The following is a 17,549-nucleotide window of genomic DNA, read 5'->3' as shown; positions in this document are numbered from 1 at the left end:
AACTGCCTGCCGTGACCGGCTGTTCGGCCTGCACCAGCAGCGCGTTACCATCTCGCTGCATGAAGGTCCTCCCAGAGATCTCCCGCACGCCGAGTGAATACCTCCTCCTGCCGTGCCTGATCGCGGAGGACTGCACCCCGGACGGGGTGGATCTGACGACGGGAGAGACATGTCCCTATCCGGTACGGACTCCTACGCGGGCGCTGTCGGCCTGCCCGACCTCGTGGTGGCGGCGCTCGACCTCGCCCGGCGGCTGGGATTTCCGTCCTCGTGCCGCCCGGAACAGGGCCGGCTGCTGCACGCGTTGGCCGCGGGCGCCACGGAGAGCATCGGCGAGACCGGCACCGGGTGCGGTGTCGGTCTCGCCTGGATGATCGCGGCGCGTCGGCCCGGGGTCCGGGTGGTCAGCGTCGAGCGGGACGAGCAACGCGCCGAGGAGGCGGCCAAGCTGTTCGCGGACGTCCCCGACGTGGAGATCCTCTGCGGCGACTGGACACGCATCTACGAGCGCGGCCCGTTCGACCTGCTCGTGACCGACGGTGGCGGCAACGGCAAGAAGACGCCACCGGCCGATCCGCTGCGTCTGCTGCGTCCGGCGGGCACGGTGGTCGTCGACGACTTCACGCCGCTGACGCAGTGGCCCCCGCTGATGGACGGCGAGCCGGACACCGCGCGGCTGGCCTGGCTGGAGCATCCGGCGCTGCTGAGCACCGAGGTGCGGCTGGCCCCGGACCTCTCGACCGTCATCGGCACCCGCAGGCCCTGAACGGGGGCCGGTCAGCCCTTCTTCAGCTCCTCGGCGAGCATCACCAGGATGCCGCTGGGGCCCCGGAGGTAGGTCAGCTTGTAGACGTCCTCGTACGTCGCCACGCCGCGCAGCGGACGGTAGCCGTGCTGCGCGGCGGTCTCCAGGGCGGCGTCGAGGTCGTCGACGGAGAAGGCGACGCGGTGCATGCCGATCTCGTTGGGGAGCGTCGGCTCCGTCTCGATCGCCTCGGGGTGGATGTACTCGAAGAGTTCGAGGCGGCCGTGCCCGTCCGGCGTTTGGAGCATGGCGATCTTGGCGTGGTTTCCGTCGAGTCCGACGGCGGTGTCGGTCCACCCGCCGCTGACGGTGTCGCGGCCGAGGACGGTGAGACCGAGGTCGGTGAAGAAGGAGATCGTTGCTTCGAGGTCGCGGACGGCGATGCCGACGTTCTCAAGTTTGATGGCCATGCCCGGGATGCTACCGAGTGGGCTCTCGCCGGTCCCGTGCTTCGGGGGATGCGCGGCGGTGCGGTGACGAGGCGGTCGGCCGCTACGGATGGGAGGGCTGGAGGGAGGGCTCCAGCCCCACCGCACTCCTCAGCCCCGCCGCGCCACGGTCCGTCAGGTGGACGACGCGAGGGGCCGCGCCCCGGCGGACCCAGTCCAGGGCGAACAGGCGCGAGGTCAGGGCGGCACCGGCGGCGCCCGCCAGGTGGTGCTGGTGCTCGCTCCAGTCGACGCAGTAGCGGATCGCCGGGCGGCGGGGCGGGAGGGCGGCGGTGTCGATGCCCAGGTCCGTGAGGAGGGCGGCGCCTTCGGGGGTGAGTTCGTAGCGGAGGTCGCGACCGTACGCGGCGGGGCGGTCGAGCACCGCGTCGGACGGGCGGTGGACGCCGTCGTGGCCAGTCAGGGCGCCCCGGTCGAGGAGGGCGCGCATCAGGGCGACGCCCAGTTGTCCGGCCAGGTGGTCGTAGCAGGTGCGCGAGCGGTGCAGGGCGTTGGCGCGGTTGGACTGCTTCAGGGACGTGAAGGGCAGGGGCGGGGCGATCAGCGCCAGGGCTTCGAGGGCGGCGCAGATGTCCGGGCCCGCGAGGCGGTAGTAGCGGTGGCGGCCCTGCCGGGCGACCGTCACGAAGCCGCCCTCGACCAGCTTGGCGAGGTGCACGCTCGCGGTCGCGGCGCTGACCTCCGCCTCCCCGGCGAGCGCCCCGGCGGGCAGCGGGCGGCCGTCGGCCAGGCACTTGAGCATCCGCGCCCGCGACGGGTCGGCGATCAGCGCGGCGGCGCGGGCGATGTCGGTCTGGTGCTTGAGGGGTGTGCCGTCTGTCCGATGGTTGAGGGGTGCGGCGTCGGTCCGGTGGTCGAAGGGGGCGCTGTCGTCGGGCATGGGGGCAGCGTAGAACGACGACACTTTGACGGACAACGAAGCATCCGGCCCGAAGAATCGTCCGCATGACCTCCGTACACCCCGTCGCCCCTGCCGCACCGGCACCTGCTCCGGCGCGATCCCGGCCCGCCCGGGCCGCCCGGGCCCCGCTGGTCGCGCTGTCCCTCGGCTACTTCCTCGTCATGCTCGACGTCACCGCAGTCAACGTCGCCCTCCCCGACCTGCACCGCGCCCTCGGCGCCGGGCCCTCCGTCCTCCAGTGGATCGTGGACGGCTACAGCACCGTCTTCGCGGGGCTGTTGCTGGTCGGCGGCAACCTCGCCGACCGCGTCGGGCACCGCCGTACCTTCCTGGCCGGTCTCGGTGTCTTCGCCCTGGCGTCCTTGGTCTGCGGATGCGCGGGCGGTACGGGAGTGCTCGTCGCGGGGCGGCTCGCGCAGGGGGCCGGCGCCGCGCTGCTGGTGCCCGCCTCGCTGGCCCTGCTCCAGGCCGCGTACCCGGACCGGGCGGTACGGGCCCGGGCCGTGGCGGTCTGGGGTGCGGTGGCGGCGACGGCGTTCGGGGCGGGGCCGGTCGTCGGCGGGCTGCTGGTCTCGGGCTTCGGCTGGCGCTCGGTGTTCTGGCTGAACCTGCCGGTCGCCGTCCTCGCCGTCGTTCTGACACTGCGTTACGTTCCCGGAGGCGCCCGGCCCGCCGCCGCACGCGGGGCGGACCCCCTCGGTCAGGTCCTCGGCGTGGTCGGCCTGGTCGCGCTCGCCTGTGGTCTCAACGAGGCGGGCACCCGGGGCTGGACGTCACCGCTGGTACTCGGCGCGTTCGGGGTCGGGGTGCTGGCGCTGGTCGCCTTCGTCGCCGTGGAACGTGCCGTCGAGGCCGGGTCGGCCGCCGGCGGGGCGCGTGCTCCGCTGCTTCCGCCGTCGCTGTTCGGAGCGCGCGCCTTCTCCGCCACGGCGGCCGTCGGGCTGCTGATCAGCCTCGGGTACTACGGGATGCTCTTCCTGACCACGCTGTACTTCCAGCAGGAGCGCGGCTTCAGCGCGTCGGCCACCGGGCTGGCCCTGCTGCCTTCGGTGTGCATGGGGCTCGTCGCGGCGCCGCTGTTCAGCCGGATCGCCGCGCGCAGGGGTCCGTATCTCCCGATGGTGTGCGGGCTCGTGGTGGGCGGAGTCGGCTTCCTCGGCTGGTTGCTCGCCGGGCCCGCCACCTCGTACCCCTTCCTGCTCTTCGCGCTGATCGCGACCGGTCTGGGGCAGACGACGACGGCGCTGGCGGCGACCGCCGCGATCATCGACGCCGCCCCGGCGGGCGGGACGGGGATCGCCACCGCTGCCTTCCAGGTGTCCCGACAGATCGGCAGTGCGGTGGGGGTGGCGCTGTTCGGCACGTTCGCCGCTGCGGAAGGTGGCTTCACGGCGGGCCTGCACGTGTCGGCGGTGGCGGCCGCCGTGGCCTTCGGGGCGGGCGCGGTGCTGGCGGTGGTGGCCCGGCGGACGTCCCGCGAGCGGTGCGCCCGGACGGGGGAAGACTGACCCGTTCCCGTACGTTGCCCCCTGAAAACCTCGTAGGCAGATGACGAAGTGAGGACTTACCGATGACACATCCCGTGACGAACCCGACCGCTCCCTCGGCGCTTCCCTCCGAGGTGCTCCACTACACCGCCTTCTCCACCGACCCGGCGGGCGGCAACCGGGCCGGGGTCGTGCTCGACGCCTCCGCGCTGGACGACGCGGAGATGGTGGCGATCGCCGCCGAACTGGGGTATTCGGAGTCGGCGTTCGTGACCCCCGCTCCGCAGGCGGACGACGCGCGGACCTTCCGCCTGCGCTTCTTCAGCCCCAAGGCGGAGGTCGACTTCTGCGGCCACGCCACCGTCGCCACCGCCGTGGCGCTCGGCGAGCAACTCGGCGCGGGAGACTACACGTTCCTGACGAACGCCGGGCCGGTGCCGATCACGGTCACCGCGTCCGGCGAAGGGCTCCGGGCGACGCTCACCAGCGTGCCGCCCCAGGTGTACGACGTCGCCCCGGACGACGTGGCCGAGGCGCTGGCGGCGCTCGACTGGCTGCCCGGCGAACTGGACGCCGCCCTTCCGCCGAGGATCTCCTACGCCGGGGTCCGCCACCTCGTCCTCGCGGCGGCCACCCGCGAGCGACTGGCCGACCTGGACTACGACTTCGACCGGCTGCTGACCCTGATGCGGGCGCTGGACCTGACGACGGTGCAGTTGGTGTGGCGCGCGTCGGAGACCGTCTTCCACGTCCGCGACCCGTTCCCCGTCGGGGGTGTGGTGGAGGACGCGGCGACGGGTGCGGCAGCGGCGGCCTTCGGCGCGTACGCACGTGAGCTGGGCCTCGTACCGGAGCAGGCGACGCTCACGCTGCACCAGGGGCACGACATGGGCAGCCCGTCGCTGCTGGAGGTCACGCTGCGCGAGGGCGAGCCGGGGGTGCGGGTCACGGGTGCGGCGGTACGGGTCTGAGGGCGGGCCGGGCGGGGCTCCACCGGTCTCCACCCGGGGGTGGAGCGGGCGCGTCCGCCCGTTCGTCCCTCGGGAGGATGGTCGGCCCGCCCGTCCCGGCCGTACCGTGGAGACATGTTCAAGTCACGCAAAACCCATGAAAAGGACGCCTGGAGCGGTGTCGTCGTCGACAAGTCGCGCGGCATGACCGACGGGTCGAGCCTGTACCACTACGTCAAGGTGCGCCTGGCGGACGGCTCCACGAAGAAGGTCCGGATCGACGGGACCCTGTGGGAGTCGTTGGACTCCGGCGACCGCCTCGTCAAGGAAGCGGGCGCCCCCGCCCCGGTCAAGGCCTGAGCCGGGCGTCGTAGGAGTCGGAGTACGGGCCGGCCGCCGCGGTGCGGTGGGCGTCCCGTACCGGGGCAGTGTGCTTCAGCGCGGCGGGGCCGTCAGGATCGCGTGGAGGCGGGTGCGGCACTCGGTGGCGAAGGCGGGGAAGGTGTCCGTGTAGTGGGCGAGGCCGCTGATGCCCACCGCGATGGCCCAGGCGCGGGCCCTGGTCCAGGTGGGGTCGTCCAGGGACAGGGTGTTCCAGTAGGCCTCGCGGGCCCGGGGCGGCAGGTCCCAGACGGTGGCGTGCTCGGCGTCGGGCAGGCCGACCGAGAGGCCGCCGAAGTCGATGACCGCGTGCAGCCTGCCCTCCTTGACCAGGAGGTTGGTGGGCTTCAGGTCGCCGTGCAGCCAGCCGTGCGGCCCGGGGCCGTCGGGGAGGGCGAGGCCGGAGCGCCACAGCTGTTCCAGGGTGTCGACGTCGAGGTCGGGGCCCGCGACGGCCCGGCAGGCGTCGAAATAGCCGCTGAAGGCCTGCTCGCTCTCCCGCAGGCCGCCGCCCCGGTACCAGGTGAGGTCGCCGGTGCGGGTGGCGCCCATGAGGTCGGTGCGGTGGAGTCGGCGTACGAATTCCGCCAGGTCACAGCCGAAGGCCGCCCAGTCGTGGACGGTGTCCGGGCCGGGTTCGGCGCCGTCGATCCAGCGGTACAGGGACCAGGGGAGGGGGAAGGCGTCGGTGGGGGCCCCGGCGTGGACGGGGGCGGGGATCGGGGCGGGGAGGAAGGGGGCCAGGCGGGGGAGCCAGGTCTGTTCCTTCTGTACGGACCGGGCGTTGCCGGGGGTGCGCGGGAGCCGGACGAGAAGGTCGGCGCCCAGCCGGTACATGGTGTTGTCGGTGCCCGCCCCGGCGGGCGAGAGCGGCAGGTCGGACCAGTGCGGGCACTGTTCCTTGAGGAGCGAGCGGACCAGCGTCTCGTCGACCGGGATTTCGTCTTCGTGCAGGGGCATGGTGGGTCAGCGTACGTGCCGGTCGACGACGTCGGCGATCGCTTTTGTGTAGCGGGTGATGCCCGGGGAGGGAGCCGGGCACGGGCGGGGCGTCGTGGTGGTGGGGGCCAGGCAGAAGTGGAGGGGGTCGTCGGTGCGGTGGAGGGAGGTGAGTCCGTTGCGGCAGGCGTCGGGGGTGGCGGATTCGGCATCGGTGCAGGGGAGTTGGCGGCGCCAGGTGTAGCGGGCGCCGGGTGCGCTGACGGCGCGGCCCGCGTCGGCGAGGGCGTCGCCGGAGGCCGCCGCCTGGGCCCGGTAGAGGTCGTTGACGCGGGGGATGCGGTCATGGGCGAAGGCGTCCGGGCCTTGGAGGACCCAGATGATCCGGGGGCGGGGGATGCCCGCACGGCGGGCGGCGGACGCGATCTGGGAGGTGAGGGTCGCGGCGTCCTCGGCGTAGCGCGTGTAGTAACGGGCGCTGGACTGGGGGATGTTGTCCATACAGGGGGTGAACCCCCAGGCGTTTCCCCAGAATTGGAGGACGACCACGCGGGGTCGGTGCGTGGCGACCAGGGCGGCCGCCTTGTCCCGGACGGGGACCAGGGAGCGGGTGGGGCGTCCGGTGAGGTAGTCGCAGAGGGTCGTGCCGGAGTACGGGGCGCTGTGCACGGTGGCGCGGCCGTCCGCCGCGACGGTCTCGGCCAGGGAGAGCTGGTTCTCCATGGCGAGGGAGTCGCCGAGGTAGAGGACGGTGGGGCGTTCGCCCGGGGGCCGTGGCGGGTCGGGCACGGTCTGGGGCTCCGGGGCCTGGGTCGGGGAGTGCCCGGTCGGGGCGGGCCTCTGCGCGGTGGGCGCGGCCGGGGCGCGCGGGGCCGGGGGCGGCGGTTCCTCCTCCGGTGGCTCGGCGAAGAAGGCGCAGCCCGTGGCGCACCAGAGCAGCAGCAGGACCAGCACGATCGCGTACGGTCGCGGCTTGCGCATCCCCCGAGCGACACGCCGATCCGCCACCCCCTTCTCGGCCACCCCGCGCTCAGCCACCCGTCGCTCCGCCCCGGTGCGGGGGCTCGGCCAGTTCGCCGCGCAGGCGTTGGGCGCGCAGGACCAGTTCGAGTTCGAAGCGGCGGTCCGGGTCGTCCACCTCGTCGCCCCAAAGTTCCCTGATCTGCCGCATGCGGTAGCGGACCGTCTGCGGGTGCACGCCGAGGCGGGCCGCCACCTCGGGTGCGCCGCCCCTGATCTCCAGCCAGGCGAGCAGGGTCTCGGCCAGGCGGCGGCCCTGGGTGGGGCCGCAGTGTTCGAGGGGGGCCAGGCAGCGGGCCGAGAGGTCGCCGATGAGTGCCTCGGGCGGCAGCAGGACCAGGGCCTGGGTGTGTTCCGTACAGGAGAGGAGGCCGTCGGAGGGGAGCAGGCCGCGTTCCATGAGGCCCACGGCGGCGGTGGCCCAGCGGAGGGACTTGGCGGCTTCGCCGAGGGAGACGGCGGGGCCCAGGGCGCCCGTCCAGCCCGCCGTGGCGCGCCGCAACTGTTCGGTGCGGCCGACCTGTCCGGGGTCGGGGACGACCATGAGGGGCTGTTCGCTCTCCATGTCGAGGAGGACTTCGGGGCCCACGGCGGGGGCGACGCTCTCCCGGGAGGGGCGGACGAGGACGCCGATGGCGAGCCGCTCGGGCAGCGCCCAGCCGATGCGGGCGGCGTGCGCGGACAGTTCGGCGAGGGACTTCGCGGCGTCGGCCGCGCCGGTCGAGGATTCGTGCAGGAGGGCCTGGGTCAACTTGCGTTGCAGGCGCAGGCGTTCACCGGCCTGGCGGGCGGCCGCCTCCGCGTAGCCGCGCAGGGACTCGTCGACCAGGCCGTCCAGGAAGGCGAAGCCCGACTCGGCGAGTTCGTACATCGCGGGCGGTGGGATGGCGACCTGCTGGCCGATCTCGGCGAGGCGTCGCCAGGCGAGCCGCACGCCGAGGCGGTACACGGCCTGGAGGGAGTTGAGGGACCTGCCCTGGAGACCTTCGCCCCGGCCGAACTCCTGGAAGACATCCAGGTCGAGGTGGGGGCGGCGGCCGTCCTGGCGGACCAGATGCCGTACGAAGTCCTCCAGCGCGCGGCGGATGCCGACGAGCGCCATCAGGTCACCGTGCTCGTCGCGGATCAGCGGCATCCGGGGATGCTCGCGGCAGATCTCGTCGAGGATCTCGCGGGCCAGGGCGGGCACCTCGGCGAGCGCCAGATCGGCGAACTGCCGTATCTGCAACGCGGGCACGTCCGCCCAGGCGGACACGACGGGCGGACCGCCTCCGGCCGTGCCCGCCGGGGCGGCGGGCGCGGAGGACGCGGAGCCCACGCCACCGGACGCCGACAGGCCCGCACCGGGCACGGACGTACTGGAGCCGGACGCGGAGGATGCGGCGGACGCGGAGGACTCGGAGCGGGCCGAACTGGGCACAGACGCGCCCGTGTCGGACGCGGAGGACGCGGCACCGGACACGGAGCGAGCCGCACCGGGCACAGACGCGCCGGAGCCGGACGCGAGCCGCGCGGCGTCGGACGCCGACGCCCCAGCACCCGACGCGGACCGCACGGTGCCGGATACGGCCCCAGCACCCGAGGCGGACCGCGCGGTGCCGGATACAGACCCGCCGGCGCCCTGTGCCGACACCCCGGCGCCGGGTGTGGACGCTGAAGGCGGGGTGGCGAGTGCCGAGGGCCCAGTGCTGGCGGCCGAGTGTGCCGGGCCCGTGACCGGGCCGCCGGAGGCCACGTACGCCGGTCCCGCAGCCGGGCCGCCTGAGGCCGAGTGTGCCGGACTCGCAACCGGGCCGCCGGAGGCCACGTACGCCGGACTCGTCGCCGGGCCGCCGGAGGCCACATGCGCCGGGCTCGCAACCGGGCCGCCGGAGGCCACGTACGCCGGACTCGTCGCCGGGCCGCCGGAGGCCACATGCGCCGGGCTCGCAACCGGGCCGCCGGAAGCCACGTACGCCGGTCCCGCAGCCGGGCCGCCTGAGGCCGAGTGTCCCGGACTCGCAACCGGGCCACCGGAGGCCACGTACGCCGGACCCGTCACCGGGCCGCCAGAGGCCACATGCGCCGAGCCCGTAACCGGACTGCCAGAGGCCGGGGCCCTCCGCGCGCTCCGGGCCGAGGCGCCGGTCGTCACGCCGTTCTCCGCACCCGTGCGGGTCGTCGCACCGGTGGTCGTACCAGGGGTGGTCATCGTCGCTGTGTCCCCGTCTCGTAGCTGACCAGAGGCACGTTGGGCTGCTCCGGGGTGGCGTCGAGCAGAGCGACGATGCCGAACGCGGCACCCACCGCGAGTGCGGCGGCGACGAGGGAGGTCAGGAGCGCTGAGATCAGTCTGGGCATGGTGGGAAGCCTCTCCGACGCTGGTCCCCACCGGCGGCCTGACAGCAAGTCCACAGTCTCACGCGGACCCTGACGGCCCGTCAAGACCGTCGCCGCACGGGAATTGACAGTCCGTCACATCCGCGCCTACGGTTCCCGGCCCATACGCACCGTGCACGTGTCCCCCTCCGCCACGGCACCCCCTGGAGCGCCCCGTATGCGTCGCACCGCCTCCCCCCTGTCGCTGATCCTGCTCGGCACCGGCGTGTTTCTGCTGGTCCTGGCCCCGCTGCTGGTTTCGTACGTGTCTCCTCGCGCCAAGAGCAACCCGATCGACATCAGCACGACCACCGTGTTCACCGGCACGGGGAGTTACTTCGACACCCAGGCCCTGGCGACCGCCCACGACAAACCGCTGACGATCACCCGGCAGGTGCGCGGCGACGTCGCCGACAGCGTCAGCAGCGGGCGGGCGGTCTGGGACGTGTCCACCTCGGTCGACAACGAGGACACGCTGCCCGCCGCCGACACCAGCGACTCCCTCCAGTGGACCCTGGAACGCTGGGTCACCGACCGCAGGACCAACGAGCCGGTGCACTGCTGCAAGGAACAGCCCGCCTTCGACGGCGAGGCCTACCTGAAGTTCCCCTTCGACGTCGAGAAGCGCACGTACCGCTGGTGGGACGGCACGCTCGGCTCCACCGTGTCCCTCCGCTTCAGCGGTACGAAGAAGGTCCAGGGGTACGAGGGCTACCGCTTCACCGGCACCGTGGCCCCGGTGCGCACCGGCACCCGGATGGTCCCCGGACTCCTGGTGGGGCTGCCCGAGCGGGGGCAGGTCCAGGCCGAGGAGTGGTACGCCAACCACGGCATCGAGCTGGTCGTGGACCAGCGCACCGGGCGGATCGTGAACGCGGCGATCGGCCCGCGCAAGACGCTGCGGGCCCCGGGCGCGAAGAAGGACGCGCTGGTGCTGCTGGACAGCAGGCGGATGGAGTTCACCCCCGCCACCCAGCGCGCCCAGGTCGCACAGGCCGGCACGGACAGCGACAAGCTGCGCCTGGTGGGCGAGACGCTGCCGATCGGCGGCGGGGCGGCGGGGGTCGCACTGGCGGGTTCGGGGCTGTTCCTGGTCGTACGGGGACGCAGGAGCACCCCGCCCCGGGTCGGACGGAGGCCGTTGCGGTGGCCGCTCCGAAAGGCTTCCGGAAGGCCCGAGTCAGCAGCATGAGGGTGTCAAATGGCTTACAGCGTGCGGGATGTGATGAAGCGTCAGCTGATATCGGTGCCGAATTTGTCACGCAGGTGAGTAGCCGCCTCGAACGACGTGGCGAAAACTGCCTAACCACCCCACCGCACACGTAACGCCGCGCGTCCCCCTTCATCGGCAATCCCCTCACCCCTCATCGGCTGCCCGTCGGCCACCCACCAACCAGTCATCGGTTCCGCACCCTCGACACGAGTTGGAGCCCGGATGCCTCAGCACGGACCCCCCACGTCACACCTCACGGCACCCCTCGCGGCACCCCCGACCCCCCTCCCCCTGCGCGCCCCGCGGCCCCCACAGCCGCAGGCCGCCGCCCCGGCGCACCCCCGCAGAATCGTCTTCCTGTCCCGGCGGGACCTGGGCAACCCGGCGGCGGGCGGCTCCGAACTCCTGGTCGACCGTCTGGCCGACGGTCTCGCCGCCCTCGGCCACGAGGTCACCCTGCTGTGCGGCGGGCCCGCCGCACAGCGCAACTACCGCGTCGTGTCGGCGGGCGGCGACCTCGGCCACTTCCTGCGCGCCCGCCGCACCTTCGAGCGGCGCATCGGCGGCTGCGACCTCCTGGTCGAGGTCTGCAACGGCCTGCCCTACCTCACCCCGCTCTGGCACCGGGGCCCCACCCTGTGCCTGGTCAACCACGTGCACACCGAGCTGTGGGGCATGCGCTTCCCCGGCCCGGCCGCCGGGCTCGGCAGACGCCTGGAGCACTGGGCGCTGTCCGCCGCCCAGCGCGACAACCTCCTGGTCGCCGTCTCGGCGTCCACCGCCGACGCACTGGGCGCGCTCGGCGTGAACCGCGAGCGCATCCGCGTCGTGCACAACGGCGTCGAGAGCCCGCAGGCCCTCACCGCCCGCTCCCCCGAACCCCTCTTCCTCGCGGTCGGCCGTCTGGTGGAGTACAAGCGCATCGATCTGCTGCTGCGGCTGTGGGAGCGGGTCCGCCCGGTCACCGGCGGCAGGCTGGTGATCGTCGGCGACGGCCCCGAGCGCCGTCGGCTGGAGGCGACGGCGGGCCCCGGCGTCGTCTTCAAGGGGTACGTCTCCGAGGCCGAGAAGCACGAACTCCTCTGCGCCTCCTGGCTGTTGCTGCATCCCTCGGCGGTGGAGGGCTGGGGGCTGGTGGTCACCGAGGCCGCCACCCGCGGCACCCCCTCCGTCGGTTTCGACGTGCCGGGGCTGCGGGACTCCGTCGAGGACGGGGTGACCGGGGTGCTGGCGCGCGGCGAGAGCTCGTTCGCCGCCGCCTGGTGCGCGCTCGCGCTCAGTGCAGAGCGGCGTACGGCGATGGGGCGGGCCGCGATGCTCCGGGCGGAGCGCTACCGCTGGTCCAGCACGGTCAGCGGGTTCCGGGCGGTGGCCGCCGAGGCGGCGGGGACACCCGTACCCCTGCCCCTGTCCGTGCCCGAGCAGCCGGACCCGCACGGCCCGGCCCCCACCACGGCGGTCGCCCTGCGATGACGACCGCCGACCGCACTCCACCCCTCAGGGACCCCTCCTTCCGGCGCTCCGCCGCCCTCCTGCGGGCCTTCCTCCACGAGCAGGAGGACCCCGAGCACTGCTACACGCTGCTCGCGCGGGACGCCGCCGACCAGGTGCAGCGCCACGTGCCCCTGAAGGGGCGGGTCGTGGTGGACGTCGGCGGCGGGCCCGGGTACTTCGCCCGGGAGTTCCGGCGGCGGGGCGCGGAGACGTACCTCTTCGAACCGGACTCCCACGAGCTGACGCTCCACGGGCGCAAGGCGCCGGAGGGCGCGGTGGTGGCCGACGGCTATCTGCTGCCGCTCGCCGAGGGCGCGGCCGACGTGTGCTTCTCCTCCAACGTGCTGGAACACGTCGCCGACCCGCAGACCTTCCTCAGCGAGATGGTCCGGGTCACCCGGCCCGGCGGTCTGATCTACGTGTCGTTCACCAACTGGTTCTCGCCGTGGGGCGGCCACGAGTGGGCGCCCTGGCACTACCTGGGCGCCGACCGGGGCCGCCGCCGCTACGAGCGGCGCACCGGCCGCACCGCCAAGCACACCGTCGGCGAGAACCTCTTCCCGATCCACGTCGGGACCACGCTGCGCCGGGTCAGGGCGCGCGAGGACATCCGGGTGGTGTCCGCGCGCGCCCGCTACTGGCCGGTGCTGCCCACGCTCGCGCCGCGCATTCCGGTGCTGCGCGAAGTCGTCACCTGGAACCTCCTCCTCATCCTCCGGCGGTGTCCATGACCAGCACGCTCCAGGCTCCGCCCGGCCCCCCGTCGCACGCCGCGCCGGTGCCGGACGGGCGCGGACCCGACGACGCGCCCCGCTCCCGCAGGTGGCTGCTGGGCTTCTGGGCGGTCGTCCTCGTGGCGTTCCTGGCGGTGTCGCCGGGGCGGATGACGTTCGAGACGAAGCTCGGGGTGGCCGCCGACCCGTTCCGGTTCCTCGGGGACCTGGGCGAGCTGTGGCACTCGCGGGCCGGTTTCGGCGGGATCTTCGACCAGTACGTGGGCTACGCCTTCCCGATGCTGCCGTACTACGCGCTGGCCGACCTGGTACAGTTGCCGGTGTGGCTGGCGGAGCGCCTGTGGCTGTCGCTGGTGGTGTCGGTCGCGTTCTGGGGTGCGCTGCGGCTCGCGGAGCGGCTCGGCGTCGGCTCTTCGCGGAGCAGGCTGCTGGGGGCGGCGGTGTACGCGCTGTGGCCGACGTACACCATCGTGATCGGGTCGACGTCGGCCGCGGCGCTGCCCGGGGCGCTGCTGCCGTGGGTGCTGCTGCCGCTCGCCAACGCGACTTTGAGCGCGCGGAGTTCGGCACTGCGCTCGGCGCTGCTGATCCCGTTCATGGGCGGGGTCAACGCGGCGTCGACGCTTGCGGCGCTGCTGCCGGTGGGCCTGTACCTGTTGAGCCGCCCGGGGGGCCCGCGCCGCCGGACGCAGATCCTGTGGTGGGTGCCGGGGGTGCTGCTGGCCACCCTGTGGTGGGTGGTGCCTCTGTTGCTGCTGGGCATTCACGGCGAGAACTTCATGCCGTACGTCGAGCAGGCGGACACCACCACGAACACCATGTCCGCCACCGAACTGCTGCGCGGTGCGGGCAACTGGACGGCGTACCTGAACTTCGGCGAGCCGTGGCTGCCCGCCGGGTGGACGGTCGCCGCCTCGGTGCCGGCGATCCTCGGCTCGGCCGGTGCGGCGGCGATCGGGCTGGCGGGGATCGCCCGGCGGGACGTGCCCGAGCGGCGGTGGCTGCTGCTCGTCGTGGTCTCGGTCGTGCTCATCACCCTTGCCGGGTACGGGGGTTCGCTGGGGGCGCTGTTCCCGGGGACGGTGCAGGACTGGCTGAACGGCTGGCTGGTGCCGTTCCGCAACATCTACAAGTTCCAGTCGGGCCTGGCGCTCGTGCTCGTACTGGGGCTGGTGCACGCCGTGGCGGTGGCCTCGGAGCAGCGCGGGACCCGGCGGGTGCCGGGCCGCTCGTACCTGCCGGTGCTGGCGGCGCTGCTGGTACTGCCGGGGCTGTTGCTCCCGTACGTCAACGGCTCCATCCTCCAGCCGGGGGCGTTCCGCAAGCTCCCCGACCACTGGTCGCAGACGGCCTCCTGGCTCAAGGAGCACTCCCCGAACACGCGCGCCCTGGTCACCCCGGCGACCGCGCACGGCATCTACACCTGGGGCTCGACCATCGACCAGCCGCTGGACGTGCTCGCCGAATCCCCTTGGGCGCAAAGGGACTTCGTGCCGTTCGGCGCACCCGGCAACCGGCGCGTGCTCGACGCGGTCGAGCAGTCGCTGATGTCGGGCGGCGAAGTCCCGGGCCTGGCCGCCTACTTGAACCGGGCGGGGCTGCACTACGTCGTCGTACGCAACGACCTCGACCCCGACCAGATCGGCTACGTACCGCCGCAGACCGTGAAGCGCACGCTGGAGTCGTCCGGGTACCGGCGGGTGACCGGCTTCGGCCCGGTCCTCACCGGCGGGCGCATCCCCGACGACACGCCCGTGCAGGTCGAGGGCCTGTACCCGAGGCAGCAGGCGGTCGAGGTGTACGAGCCGGTGCCGACCGGCGGGAACACGGGCGATCCGGGGCGGGCGGCGCTCAAGCCGGTGGCCGACACCATGACGGTGTCCGGCGGCCCCGAGTCGCTGCTGCGGCTCTCCGCCGACCCCGCCACGCGCGACCGGCCGGCCGTGCTGACCGGGGACAACGCGCCCGGGCTCGGCGAGCCCCCGGTGCGGGCGGCGGGCGACGGGCTGCGCCGGGCGGACACCCGGTTCGGGCTGGTCAACACCAACACCTCGTACACGTACACCGAGAAGGAGCGCAATCAGCCGGGCAGCATGCAGGACCCCGGCCGTGAGCCGCGGCAGATCCTGCCCGACGACAATCCGCGCCGACAGACGACGGCCGTGCTGCGGGGCGCGAAGTCGGTGACCGCGTCCAGCAGCGGGAACTGGCTGTTCCACCTCCCCCAGTACGACCCGGTGAACGCCTTCGACGGCAACCCGGAGACCGCCTGGGCGGAGGGCAGCGCGGCCCGGCCCGCCGGGCAGTGGCTGCGGGTCGACTTCACGGCCCCGGTGACGATGCCGTCCACGCTCCGCCTGACCCCGCTGCCCTCCGACGGGATGCGGGCCGCGCCGACGGTGGTGCGGGTGGAGACCGACCGGGGCGGTGCGACCAGCCCGCTCCAGCCGAACGGGCAGACGCAGACGGTGGACGCCCCGCCGGGCGAGGCGAAGTGGCTGAAGATCACCATCGAGGAGGCGCAACAGGGCCGCCCCGGGCTGATGGGTGCGGGGTTCAGCGCGGTGGACGTCCCCGGCGTGACGGTGACACGCCTCCTCGCCCTCCCCCGGGACGCGGCCGACGACGGCACGGACCCGAACGTGATCTCCCTGCACCGGGGCAGCGACCCCGGCGGGCTGTCCCCCGTCTCGGCGGAGGTCGGGCTGCACCGCCAGTTCACCACCCGGCAGGACGGCGCGTACGCCCTGAAGGCGACGGCGCTGCCCGTTCCGGGCGAGGCGCTGGACGAACTCCTCTACCGCCAAGCACCCGACCAGCGGCGGCAGTTGCTGGTCAGCGCCGACTCGACCGCGAAGCTCGGCACCGCGCTGAGCCCCCGCAACCTGGTCGACGGCGACCTGAGCACGTCATGGATCTCCGGAAACACGTCCGTCCTGCACCTGCGCTGGCCGGAGAAACGCCCGGTCGGGCAGATCGTCTTCGCGGCGGCGGGCGGCCTCTCCACCCGCCCCGAGCAGGTCGAGATCAGCTCCCCGGACGGCGCGGCGACCGCCTCCGTGGACCCCAACGGTCTCGCCAGCTTCCAGCCGATCACCACCGACCGCCTCGACATCACGCTCACCAAGGCGGCACCGCTCACCATCCACAACCCGGTGGCGCAGGGCGAGTTGCAGCTCCCCATCGGACTGAGTGAGGTGTACGTCCCCGCTCTCGACGACTACCGGGTCCCGCAGCCCGACCCCGCCCGTGCCTTCTCCCTCCCCTGCGGCCAGGGCCCGATCCTGTCCATCGACGGCACCCTGCACGCGACGAGCGCCCGGGGCACCCTGCGCGACCTGACCGAGCGCCGCCCGATCGAGGTGTCGCTGTGCGCGGGCGACCAGCGCGACGGGGTGGCCCAACTGGCGGCGGGCACCCACCGCCTGGAGGCGGGCGACACGGGCCCTCTCGCCATCACGGACCTGACCCTGACCCGGGGAACCGTCACCGAACCTTCCGCCGCCTCCCGCGAGTTGGCCTTCAAGGACTGGTCCGGGGACTCCCGGGAGGTGACCGTGGGAGCGGGCTCCGCGTCGTACCTCCAGATGTACGAGAACGCCAACTCCGGCTGGCAGGCGACCCTCAACGGCAAGGAACTCGCCCCGGTCCGGCTGGACGGCTGGCAACAGGGCTGGCTGGTGCCGGAGGGCGAGGGCGGAACGGTGCGGCTGGAGTTCGCCCCGGCCCGCTGGTACGTGGGCGGTCTCGTCGCGGGCGGCGTGGCGCTGCTGGCGCTGGCGGGGCTGGTGCTGTGGTTCCGCCGCGACCCGCGCGAGCCGGCTCCCGCCGCGGCCGAACAACCTCCCGCCCCGGGAGCCGTGTTGGGCCTGGCGGTACTCACCCTGGTCATGATCCTGGTGGCGGGCCCCCTGGCCCTGGCCGTCCCCGTCCTCGCCCTCCTGGCCCGCTGGCGTCCGGCGCTGCTCCCCCTCATCGCCCTGGCGGCGATGGCGGGCGCGGGAGTGACGGCGGCCTGGGGCGCGGGAACTCCGGTGGCGGCCCAGACGGGCGCGTTCGGCCCGCTGGCCCAGGCGCTGGCGGTGGTGGGCGTGGTGGCCGCGGTGGTGACGCTGGGTTCGGCGGCGACGACCGGGCCAGGAGCGAGTGTGCGGTGGCCGTGGCGCAGGAGGGAGGAGTGACGGGCGTGACCTGCGCGGGGCGTGGGGGCTCCACTGGGCACGGGGACTGTGCCCGGCACGGGGACTGTGCCCGGCACGGGGACTGTGCCCGGCACGGGGACTGTGCCCGGCACGGGGACTGTGCCCGGCACGAGACCGCTGCACAACGCAGGGCCCACGCCGGGCTCGGGGTCCCCGCCCGCACGGCGTCCGCCAGGCTCGGGGTCCCCTCCGAGCACGAGGACTCCGCTGGGCACGGGGCCACCATCGAACCCGAGGCCTCCGCCGGGCACATGGCCTCCGCCAAGCACGGAACCCCCGCCAGGCGCAGGGCATCCGCCGGGCTCGGGACCCCCGTCAGGCACGGGCCCCCCGCCCTACACGGAGCCCCCTCCCGACACGAGGCTGCGGCCGGGCACGGAACCCCCGCCCGGCACACGGCATCCGCCGGGCTCGGGACCCCCGCCAGGCACGGGACCCCCGCCGGACACCGAGCCCCCTCCCGACACGAGGCTGCGGCCGGGCACGGGACCCCCGCCCGGCACAGAGCTCCCGCCCGGGGCGGGTGCGTGCCCCGACTGTCCGCAGCGCGGGCGCGGGCTCGGGGGCCCCGTAGTCCGGTCACCGAGTGGGCCGGGCACCGGTGCGGTCCGGTTCG

Annotated in this window: 14 protein-coding genes; 8 read left to right on the top strand and 6 right to left on the bottom strand. The window is 73.9% G+C overall.

The genetic code is table 11. The features are described from left to right. Window positions 1-169: 169 nt before the first annotated feature. Complete coding sequence (locus ACIO3O_RS13700; RefSeq protein WP_401745053.1) at window positions 170-766, top strand: O-methyltransferase; 597 nt, start codon at window positions 170-172, stop codon at window positions 764-766. Window positions 767-777: 11 nt separating this feature from the next. On the opposite strand, the gene ACIO3O_RS13695 is transcribed toward ACIO3O_RS13700, so the two are convergent. Together ACIO3O_RS13695 and ACIO3O_RS13690 are read right to left on the bottom strand one after the other, a co-directional pair. Further along, on the bottom strand, window positions 778-1,215 hold the full coding sequence (locus ACIO3O_RS13695) for a VOC family protein (protein WP_401745052.1): 438 nt from the start codon (window positions 1,213-1,215) through the stop codon (window positions 778-780). An 82-nt stretch (window positions 1,216-1,297) separates the two neighbouring features. Next, on the bottom strand, window positions 1,298-2,134 hold the full coding sequence (locus tag ACIO3O_RS13690; protein ID WP_401745051.1) for an ArsR/SmtB family transcription factor: 837 nt from the start codon (window positions 2,132-2,134) through the stop codon (window positions 1,298-1,300). Between the two features lie 65 nt (window positions 2,135-2,199). On the opposite strand from ACIO3O_RS13690, the gene ACIO3O_RS13685 reads away from it, so the two are divergent. The 3 genes from ACIO3O_RS13685 to ACIO3O_RS13675 all read left to right on the top strand — a co-directional run bounded on the left by ACIO3O_RS13685 (window position 2,200) and on the right by ACIO3O_RS13675 (window position 4,952). After that, window positions 2,200-3,663: an MFS transporter gene (locus ACIO3O_RS13685; RefSeq protein ID WP_401745050.1), complete on the top strand. Its 1,464-nt coding sequence runs from the start codon at window positions 2,200-2,202 to the stop codon at window positions 3,661-3,663. A 62-nt stretch (window positions 3,664-3,725) separates the two neighbouring features. Next, window positions 3,726-4,613: a PhzF family phenazine biosynthesis protein gene (locus ACIO3O_RS13680; protein ID WP_401745049.1), complete on the top strand. Its 888-nt coding sequence runs from the start codon at window positions 3,726-3,728 to the stop codon at window positions 4,611-4,613. Between the two features lie 114 nt (window positions 4,614-4,727). After that, window positions 4,728-4,952: a hypothetical protein gene (locus tag ACIO3O_RS13675; protein ID WP_401745048.1), complete on the top strand. Its 225-nt coding sequence runs from the start codon at window positions 4,728-4,730 to the stop codon at window positions 4,950-4,952. A gap of 75 nt (window positions 4,953-5,027) precedes the next feature. Here ACIO3O_RS13675 and ACIO3O_RS13670 read toward each other — a convergent pair whose 3' ends face one another. The 4 genes from ACIO3O_RS13670 to ACIO3O_RS13655 form a co-directional block, all read right to left on the bottom strand. Beyond that, a complete protein-coding gene (locus ACIO3O_RS13670) occupies window positions 5,028-5,933 on the bottom strand; it encodes an aminoglycoside phosphotransferase family protein (protein ID WP_401745047.1) in 906 nt (301 codons plus the stop codon). Window positions 5,934-5,939: 6 nt separating this feature from the next. Further along, window positions 5,940-6,893: an SGNH/GDSL hydrolase family protein gene (locus tag ACIO3O_RS13665; protein WP_401745046.1), complete on the bottom strand. Its 954-nt coding sequence runs from the start codon at window positions 6,891-6,893 to the stop codon at window positions 5,940-5,942. Between the two features lie 49 nt (window positions 6,894-6,942). Further along, window positions 6,943-8,187: a helix-turn-helix domain-containing protein gene (locus tag ACIO3O_RS13660; RefSeq protein ID WP_401745262.1), complete on the bottom strand. Its 1,245-nt coding sequence runs from the start codon at window positions 8,185-8,187 to the stop codon at window positions 6,943-6,945. A 932-nt stretch (window positions 8,188-9,119) separates the two neighbouring features. Beyond that, window positions 9,120-9,272 carry a hypothetical protein gene (locus tag ACIO3O_RS13655; RefSeq protein ID WP_401745045.1) on the bottom strand — a complete coding sequence of 51 codons (153 nt, stop codon included), beginning with the start codon at window positions 9,270-9,272 and terminating at the stop codon, window positions 9,120-9,122. A 196-nt stretch (window positions 9,273-9,468) separates the two neighbouring features. Here ACIO3O_RS13655 and ACIO3O_RS13650 point away from each other — a divergent pair, with 196 nt between their 5' ends. The 4 genes from ACIO3O_RS13650 to ACIO3O_RS13635 all read left to right on the top strand — a co-directional run bounded on the left by ACIO3O_RS13650 (window position 9,469) and on the right by ACIO3O_RS13635 (window position 16,912). Then, window positions 9,469-10,482 carry a DUF3068 domain-containing protein gene (locus ACIO3O_RS13650; protein WP_401745044.1) on the top strand — a complete coding sequence of 338 codons (1,014 nt, stop codon included), beginning with the start codon at window positions 9,469-9,471 and terminating at the stop codon, window positions 10,480-10,482. Window positions 10,483-10,725: 243 nt separating this feature from the next. Then, window positions 10,726-11,976 carry a glycosyltransferase family 4 protein gene (locus tag ACIO3O_RS13645; RefSeq protein WP_401745043.1) on the top strand — a complete coding sequence of 417 codons (1,251 nt, stop codon included), beginning with the start codon at window positions 10,726-10,728 and terminating at the stop codon, window positions 11,974-11,976. Next, window positions 11,973-12,728 (top strand): class I SAM-dependent methyltransferase, encoded by a 756-nt coding sequence (locus tag ACIO3O_RS13640; RefSeq protein ID WP_401745042.1) that lies wholly within the window; start codon window positions 11,973-11,975, stop codon window positions 12,726-12,728. Before ACIO3O_RS13645 ends, ACIO3O_RS13640 begins: the two co-directional genes overlap by 4 nt. Continuing rightward, window positions 12,725-16,912: an alpha-(1->3)-arabinofuranosyltransferase family protein gene (locus ACIO3O_RS13635; RefSeq protein WP_401745260.1), complete on the top strand. Its 4,188-nt coding sequence runs from the start codon at window positions 12,725-12,727 to the stop codon at window positions 16,910-16,912. Before ACIO3O_RS13640 ends, ACIO3O_RS13635 begins: the two co-directional genes overlap by 4 nt. The last annotated feature ends 637 nt before the right edge of the window (window positions 16,913-17,549 follow it).

This window comes from Streptomyces sp. NPDC087440, from assembly GCF_044744005.1.
Classification (GTDB): Bacteria; Actinomycetota; Actinomycetes; order Streptomycetales; family Streptomycetaceae; genus Streptomyces.
This window is presented reverse-complemented; position numbering and strand designations above follow the sequence as displayed.